This window comes from Rhizobium sp. BK661 (assembly GCF_024808825.1).
Lineage (GTDB): Bacteria > Pseudomonadota > Alphaproteobacteria > Rhizobiales > Rhizobiaceae > Rhizobium.
The window spans coordinates 1-2,096 of sequence record NZ_JANTYT010000055.1 but is presented as its reverse complement, the minus strand read 5'-3'; the positions used below and the strand labels follow the sequence as shown (position 1 = coordinate 2,096).

The window sequence follows — 2,096 nt, the reverse complement described above, 5'->3', positions numbered from 1 at the left end:
CTCCGCACCGCAACCCGCCGCTACCGCCCCAAATACAGCAACCCAAAACCGCCGGAGCGAACTTAAAACTGGATAAAACTTGGGGGCAAGGTCAGGACCGAAGGCGTTACTTCTGTGCTGTTTTCCGGCTCGCGAATATCATCCTAAGTTCGTTGCTGAACGCTCCGTTTGGATTAAAAATCGAAGGTCTTGTCGTCGTTGGTGAAGCTCTTGCGAAATTCTTCTTCCCAAGGATCGAAGAATCTCTCGCCCTCAGGGAGCGGTGCCGGGGAAGGCAATTCATCGCTTTCGCGCTGTTTCTCAGAATCACGCATATCGTCACCTCTTGGCCTCCTACTAAACTAGGGAATGACGGAGGGCTACTTTAGGTCGAACACTAATCGGTGGACGTTAAGAATTTGCGTGAGCGGTCCGCTGCGGCACCCGGCGCACACCTCTGAAAATCAACCGCAAGTATGGTGGTTTCAAAATGCGCACAAGCCTAGCAGGCTGTTGAAAAAGGCATTGAAGCAAGGCTCCTGTCGTGATTCACTCGCTTTATTGCGATTTGGAGCTGATGGATGCGCGGCGGCGATGTGAGGACAGGCGAACTCTTCAGCTATGTGGATCTGGAGGCTCGTGTTCGAAAAGGTCATCCTCTACGGGCCATCCGGCAGGTCGTGAACGAAGCGCTCGTTTTATTGGAACAAGATTTTGCAGCGCTTTATTCACCGACCGGGCGGCCGTCGATTGCGCCAGAAAAGCTTCTTCGCGCCATGCTTCTGCAAGCCTTCTATTCGATCCGTTCTGAGCGACTTCTGATGGTTGGAATACGACCTTCTCTTCCGCTGGTTCGTCGACACCGGCATTGACGATCCCGCCTGGGACCATTCGGTGTTTTCGAAGAACCGCCACCGATTGCTTGCTGGTGACATCGCTGCGAAGTTCCTGGGTGCAATCCTTTCCCGGCCCAAGGTAAAGCGGCTGCTGTCCACAGACCATTTCTCTGTCGATGGCACGCTGATCGAAGCCTGGGCGTGGATGAAGAGCTTCAAGCCGAAGGACGGTTCGGACGAACCGCCGTCGGATGGCGGTGGTCGCAACGCGGAAGCAGACTTCCATGGCGAAAAGCGTTCCAACGAGACGCATGCATCCATGCATCAACAACCGATCCGGATGCAAAGCTGTAGAGGAAGGGAAAGGGCAAGGGCAAGGAGGCCAAGCTTTCCTTCATGGGGCATGGGTTGATGGAAAACCGCCATGGCCTTCTGGTCAATGCCCATCTGACCGAGGCCAACGGTTACGCCGAACGCATCGCGGCTCTTCACATGAGTGAACCTTTCTGCGACCGGCCACAGGCAATCACCCTTGGTGCCGACAAGGCTTATGACACGAAAGACTTCGTCAAAGATTTGCGGTCGATGAAGGTGACGCCCCACGTGGCACAGAACGTCAATGGTCGCCGCTCGGCTATCGACGGACGCACTACACGCCATCCCGGATACGGGGTCAGCCTACGCATCCGCAAGCGTATCGAGGAGGCGTTCGGTTGGATGAAAACGGTGGCGGGGCAGGACAAGACAAAGTTCCGCGGTCGCGACAGGGTTGGATGGGCTTTCACCTTCGCGGCAGCGGCGTATGATCTGGTGCGGTTACCGAAACTGATGGCGGTATCGTCATGAGTGGGGCGGCTTCAAACTGCAGCCTGATAGGTCGTTGGCGGATTGTAGCCGCCGACATCTGGGATCGGGATTATCTCGACCTGGTCGAGCCGGCGGTGATCACCATCACGCCAGATGGCTCCGGAGAAATTGCCTTCGGTGCCATGCAAGCTAACCTCGATATCGGCTACAGCGGATCATCCGTTTCCTTCACATGGTATGGATTTGACGAGATGGACGAAGTCTCGGGCGACGGTCATGCTGAACTACTCGACGATGGCTCGGTCGAGATCACGTTCGCATATAACAACGGCGACGAGGCCATCCTCAAGGCCAAACCGCAGACTTTTTCAACAGCCTGCTAGGCCGTAAACTCATAAATTCTCTTGGCGTATTGCGTTCGGCGTGATTCAAGGCTTCCGAATTAGGAGCTATGATGACACGCCGCCGCTACGA

The 2,096-nt window shown here is 55.5% G+C and carries 2 protein-coding genes and 1 pseudogene; all 3 read left to right on the top strand.

The annotated features are described in order from the left end of the window. The coding region (locus FHX16_RS31375) for a hypothetical protein (RefSeq protein WP_259132240.1) at positions 1–368 on the top strand (368 nt) is incomplete at its 5' end. Positions 369–560: 192 nt separating this feature from the next. Further along, a pseudogene (locus FHX16_RS31370) lies at positions 561–1,661 on the top strand (IS5 family transposase). Further along, positions 1,658–2,005 (top strand): hypothetical protein, encoded by a 348-nt coding sequence (locus FHX16_RS31365; protein ID WP_259132238.1) that lies wholly within the window; start codon positions 1,658–1,660, stop codon positions 2,003–2,005. Before FHX16_RS31370 ends, FHX16_RS31365 begins: the two are co-directional and overlap by 4 nt. The last annotated feature ends 91 nt before the right edge of the window (positions 2,006–2,096 follow it).

Coding starts and splice junctions, on each gene's coding strand:
- FHX16_RS31365 (WP_259132238.1), top strand. CDS start 1,658: ATGAGTGGGGCGGCTTCAAACTGCAGCCTGATAGGTCGTTGGCGGATT.